9 protein-coding genes and 1 pseudogene are annotated in these 5,063 nt (G+C 56.9%); 8 read left to right on the top strand and 2 right to left on the bottom strand.

Features of this window, described 5'->3' with window-relative positions:
• A partial coding sequence (locus A3OI_RS0118815; RefSeq protein ID WP_026224298.1) for a hypothetical protein occupies positions 1-182 on the bottom strand: 182 nt, incomplete at its 3' end.
• Between the two features lie 333 nt (positions 183-515).
• Here A3OI_RS0118815 and A3OI_RS0118810 point away from each other — a divergent pair.
• From A3OI_RS0118810 to A3OI_RS20925, 8 genes are all read left to right on the top strand, one after another.
• Complete coding sequence (locus tag A3OI_RS0118810) at positions 516-863, top strand: hypothetical protein (protein ID WP_018405749.1); 348 nt, start codon at positions 516-518, stop codon at positions 861-863.
• Positions 864-873: 10 nt separating this feature from the next.
• Positions 874-1,050: a hypothetical protein gene (locus A3OI_RS22975; RefSeq protein WP_155903238.1), complete on the top strand. Its 177-nt coding sequence runs from the start codon at positions 874-876 to the stop codon at positions 1,048-1,050.
• On the top strand, positions 1,050-1,247 hold the full coding sequence (locus tag A3OI_RS24780) for a DNA methyltransferase (RefSeq protein ID WP_026224297.1): 198 nt from the start codon (positions 1,050-1,052) through the stop codon (positions 1,245-1,247). Before A3OI_RS22975 ends, A3OI_RS24780 begins: the two co-directional genes overlap by 1 nt.
• A gap of 323 nt (positions 1,248-1,570) precedes the next feature.
• On the top strand, positions 1,571-2,155 hold the full coding sequence (locus A3OI_RS23315) for a hypothetical protein (RefSeq protein ID WP_018405748.1): 585 nt from the start codon (positions 1,571-1,573) through the stop codon (positions 2,153-2,155).
• Positions 2,156-2,164: 9 nt separating this feature from the next.
• Positions 2,165-2,380 carry a hypothetical protein gene (locus tag A3OI_RS23310; protein ID WP_018405747.1) on the top strand — a complete coding sequence of 72 codons (216 nt, stop codon included), beginning with the start codon at positions 2,165-2,167 and terminating at the stop codon, positions 2,378-2,380.
• Positions 2,380-3,327 carry a DUF3991 and TOPRIM domain-containing protein gene (locus tag A3OI_RS23305; protein WP_026224296.1) on the top strand — a complete coding sequence of 316 codons (948 nt, stop codon included), beginning with the start codon at positions 2,380-2,382 and terminating at the stop codon, positions 3,325-3,327. The genes A3OI_RS23310 and A3OI_RS23305 overlap by 1 nt, the downstream gene beginning before the upstream one ends.
• Before the next feature lie 139 nt (positions 3,328-3,466).
• On the top strand, positions 3,467-4,366 hold the full coding sequence (locus A3OI_RS20930; RefSeq protein WP_018405745.1) for a DNA-binding protein: 900 nt from the start codon (positions 3,467-3,469) through the stop codon (positions 4,364-4,366).
• On the top strand, positions 4,359-4,901 hold the full coding sequence (locus A3OI_RS20925; protein ID WP_018405744.1) for a 3'-5' exonuclease: 543 nt from the start codon (positions 4,359-4,361) through the stop codon (positions 4,899-4,901). Before A3OI_RS20930 ends, A3OI_RS20925 begins: the two co-directional genes overlap by 8 nt.
• A 27-nt stretch (positions 4,902-4,928) precedes the next feature.
• Here the strand turns inward: A3OI_RS20925 and A3OI_RS22970 are convergent.
• Positions 4,929-5,063: pseudogene (locus A3OI_RS22970) on the bottom strand (IS1595 family transposase); the annotation flags it as partial.

The following is a 5,063-nucleotide window of genomic DNA, read 5'->3' as shown; positions in this document are numbered from 1 at the left end:
ATTTCCCGTTCGGCCAGCGTCAGGCCCGAGGGCTGAGCGGATAGCGCGTCGCATCGCTCTGCACGGAAGTTGCGTACCGTGTCGTGAATCAGGTCGGTTAGATCCGCTATGTGGATGCCGAATTTGTTCAGTTCCTGGAGGTCATCCACAGACACGGGAATTTGTTCTTGCTCGGGTAACATAGTTACACACCCTTCNTTTGTAGGTCTGCGTTAATTATAGACCCCCGAAGGCCTGGTAACAACTGAATGGCTTTCAGAAAAGCACCCTGGCCAATACACGAATAGCCAAGTCAGGACACTCCAGAGACGAATTAGCGAATGGAGATTACGCGATCAGAGCTATCAGACTAAAATGACTCAGCTAATGAGCGGTTAACCACTCAACAATCCTGGTGAGTCAATCTGGCGGCGAGTTTGGTTTTTTACTGAGGCAATACGTATACACGACTGTATGACAAAGAAATCTCTGAGAACACTGACGCTGATGGCATCGATGTGCGTGGAACGCTTGCGATGATGGGTTTGAATGACACCCCGGTTGATACTGAGGCCTACGGGAGCACGAAGCGTCAACAGATGCTAACGCGGGCCGCCGAGTATTACGTTCTTCACCGTTATGGGTATCCAGTTGCATCCTTGTGGCTGTCAAAGTTTCTCAACCCATCTGTGTTTTGCAAGTGCGAAAACCCTGATTGTGCAGGCCGTCATTTCGGCTTCATCGATGCTGAAGCCAGCTATTCCCTGGTGCTAAAGAACATCGACTACATCAATGGTTTCGTGAAGGAAGTTGATTCAGTCCCCGTTGCTCCGGATGTCAGCATGGACGAGATCGCCGGAGATAATAACCCGCTCGCACTCTGATGGCGCCTACATGGCACGGCGCGGAGCTTACTCAACAGAAACGGCCGGCAAGATAGCCCGCAATATCCTGCATTACCCACACAACTGCGCTTCCCAGAGCCAGTACAAGGTAGCCGCAAGAGAAATGGGACTGCCGGTACACGGTGCCCCCTACCCGCTGGCACTGGCTGAGTTCCTGATCGGCTGATGACGCGGGAGGGTGACCTGGTAGTAGATCCGTTCGCCGACAGCCTGACCACGGCCGTTGCCTCTGAGAAGCTTGGCCGATCATGGCTGGTGACAGAGTGCATGTGGAAATATGTGATGGGCGGCTCAACGCGGTTCGCAGAAGATTCCCGTGCTGGATTGCGGCTCAGTCCGGATTTCTTGAGAGCGGTGGCATAGACGATCTTAAAGCCTGAAGTGAAATGAATAATACGAAGTTTCTTTTCGCAGTTTGGATGGTTCTATCGATTGGATTGGTTATTAAGCTGTCCAGCAGCCCCTCTTTGGATCTATTTAATCGCCCCTGGCCCGGATATGTCGGCGGCCTGATTTTCGTTGCATGGTTTTGTGCTTCTGCCTGGCTCCTGCTTGGCATCACACCTGAGCGCCTCATGCGACATCTTCGAAATCGATGCTGACCGGAGCCCGATCGTGCATGCAAATCACGAAGAATGTGAAGCCGGCGGGTTTTGATAAAGCATTACGTCTTAAAGGGGGCATTTATGGGCACGAATTCGATGTCCGAGCTATCGCAGAAGCTCGAAACGAAGCAGGCGCAGGCCCGGGAGCGGATCGAGAAGCACACGCTCAGCGAGCTGAAAAGGCACGCTCGAAGCTTGCGGGATGGATTGAACGACGAGCTGGCCACCACCAAAAGCGATATCAGCGACCGACTGAACCAAATCACGGAATTGATCGAGAACCTGGAGCGCAGCGCGAAGCAGGGCAGCGCCTCGATGAAGAAATCTTTATCAGCCGATCTGAACGCGATCAGGCAATCGTCGAACGAGAACCGGCAAGCCGCGATGAACACACTCAAATGGGGCTGGCTGAAATACAGCCTGCCGGCGCTGGCAGTCTTGGCGATCATCTTAGGCGCGAACTGGGGCCTGATGCAGTGGCAATCGAGCCGCTTGATAGCGATGCAGGAGCAGATCGACCAGGCACAACGGACGCTGAACCAGCTCCCGCAGGGCGTGAGATTCGCCCAGGACGGGCAAGGCAAATCCTTTCTGATTTACGAGAACGAGCCACAAATTTTTCAGACGCAATCGGGCGGTTGGGCGACGGAATTAAAAACACGCTGAGGTCAGGCTATGACAGAGTTAGAGACGAAATTGGTGGCCTTGTTGAAGGCGTCAGAAGCCGAGTCGAAGCAGCGCGAGCAGCGTTTGCTGGAGAGCGTGGAGAGCTTGCGGCAGCAGGTGGACGCCTCAGCGGAGCAGGTGCAGACCTTGAGCGAGCAAGTCACCACCTTAACGAGCGCGTACGAGCGCCTAGCCGATCTGTGGAACGAGGAATGGAAAAGCTGATGGAGAACAGAAACGACGAGCTGGACCAATTCAAAACCCGGATAAATTTGGCCGAATACGCGGCCAGCCAGGGCTACCAACTGGACCGGCGCGAATCGTCCCGAAACAGCGCGGTGATGCGGCGTGAGAGCGACAACGATAAAATAATTATCGCCACCGATACCGATGGCCACGGCGTTTATTTTTCTGTGCGCGATGAGCAGGACAACGGCTCAATCGTCGATTTTGTTCAGCGCCGGAAAGGGTGGAACCTGGGCCAGACCCGTAAAGAGTTGCGGCCCTGGTTGGGCGTCGAGCCGATGCCGGTACCGGAGCGAATCAAAAAGCCCGAACCGAGTAGCAAAGATCGGCAGGCCGCTATGGGGGCGTTTGCCCAGATGCAGCCGCAGCCAGCGGGCGGGCACCCGTATTTATTGAGCAGGGGCATTAATAGCGAAACCCTGGCCGATCCCCGGTTTGTCGGGATGATCCGTGCGGACCAGCGCGGCAACGCGGTGTTTCCCCATTACGATAGCCATGGACTTTCCGGCTACGAACTGAAAAACAAGGGCTTCACTGGGTTCAGTCGAGGCGGCGAGAAACGAATTTGGCACAGCGCGAACATTGGGAATGCCGAGAGGGTTGTTGTTGTCGAGAGCGCCATTGATGCCCTGAGCCATGCCCAAGAAACCGGTGACCATGAAGCGGCTTATATCAGCATTGGTGGGCAGCCGAGCCCCGAACAATGGGCGGTTTTAGAAACAGCACTGTTAAACAAACAGGCGCAGGGCGCGGCCTTGGTTGCGGGCACTGATGCCGATGTGGCTGGCGACGTTCTGGCAGAACGGATTGCCGAGCTGGTGCCAGGTATTGAGCGCCAACGGCCTACGGCGGGCGACTGGAACGAGCAGTTGCAGCGGCGGGACGACTACGAGCCAGCCGCGCCGAGCGGCCCGCGCATGGGCTGACCCAAGCCACGGAATTGGAACCGGCCTCGCGCCGGTTTTTTTATACAAAAAAACTGTAATGGTATGCTTGCGCAGATGTATCATATCGCGTATCGTATCTGTATTAATATGAAATACGCGATACGATACGTGGTATGATATGAGACAGGGTGTTACAGCAGAACAAATCAAAGCCGCCGCAGACGCAATTGCAGCCGAGGGCCAGAGCCCGACCATCCGAGCAGTACGGGAACGGTTGGGAACGGGCAGCCCGAACACCATACAGCGCCACCTTTCGCAGTGGCGTGAGAGCCGCCCCCAGGTGACGCAGGCCGCTTACGAATTGCCGGCTGAGCTGGCCAACTCGTTTGGCCGGGAGTTGCGCCGGGGCGCAGAGGCGGCAACCGCCGAGCTACGGGCTGAGCTGGCGCAGGCTCATGCAGAAGCTACCGACCTGGCGGAAACCAGCGAAGGGCTGGAAACCCAGATCGAGGAACTGGCGGAGCAGGTGGAGGCGCTGACGCACGAGCGGAACACAGCAGCGGCTGAGGCCGCCGCCAGGGCCGATGAAATAAAACGGCTGGCCGATCAAGTGCGCCGTGAGCAGGATGCCGCAGAGGCCGCGAGAACCGAGGTAGCGACCTCCCGTGTAAAAATCGAAACCCAGGCCGACCAGCTGGCCGAAATCAAAAGCCAGTGGGGCGAGCAGGTGGCCAGCCTGAAAGATGAACTTGCCAGCTATCACGAACGGCTTGAAACCGCCCGCGACAGCGCTCAGCAGGCACAGCAGGCCGCCGCTGTGGCGGAATCCAGGACGCAGGCGCAGGCCGACAAGGCCGACGACCTGAGAAGCCAGGTTTCCGATCTGAAAACCGAGCTTTCCGAGTCACGAAAAGAGGCAAAAGCCGCACACCAGGCAACGGCTGGCGAGGCTGAAAAATGGCGCGAAACGGTGGCTCTGGAGCACAAGCGAAACGCGGAATTACAGAGCGAACGCGACAATCTAGCCGAGCGGCTGGCCGCGCTGGAAGCACCAAAGGAGGAGCGCAAAAATGGCTAATCTTGTGTTTTTGGACACCGAAACAACGGGCCTCGACGACACCGCCGAAGTCATAGAAATCGCGATTGTAGACGCTGCCGGAGCCGTGATTTTTGAGAGCTATTGCAGGCCGACCGTGCCGGTTGATCCCGGCGCCCAGGCCGTTCATGGCATCGGGCCGGAGAAGCTGGCAACGGCACCGGCATGGCCGGAGATTGCGGAGCGGGTGCGGGCGGCGCTGGAAGGCAAAACCGTGGTGATCTTCAATAGCGATTTCGACACCAGAATACTGGTGCAAACCGCCACGGCTCACACGGACGGCCAGGGCCAGGCCGCTTACGATGCCGCCGTGGGCTGGATTTTGGGCTTGGACACCGAATGTGCGATGTATCGGGCGGCCGATGCGTTTGGCGCAACAAATCAATATGGAACAATTAGCCTAATAAACGCGGCTGCCGCTGCTGGCGTTGAGTTCCAAGGAAAGGCGCATAGTGCCGCAGGTGACGCGGCCACAACGGCAGAGCTTTGGCGCTGCATGATGACGAGTAGACAGTAGGCTGCCACGCAAAAATGAAGGCTATGTCTAAGTTAGCTGTTGCGCGGACCTGTAGCCCAGTGACTCACCCAGACAAATCAATGGATTGAGCTGCGTTTTGTAGCGTTCAAGCAGGCGGCGCCAGCCCAGATAGTTCGCCAGGTATTTCGTGGCCACACCATG

It is taken from the genome of Marinobacter gelidimuriae, from assembly GCF_000372805.1.
Taxonomy (GTDB): domain Bacteria; phylum Pseudomonadota; class Gammaproteobacteria; order Pseudomonadales; family Oleiphilaceae; genus Marinobacter; species Marinobacter gelidimuriae.
Note: the sequence above shows the minus strand (reverse complement) of the source record. Positions and strands in the feature narration are given on the sequence as shown.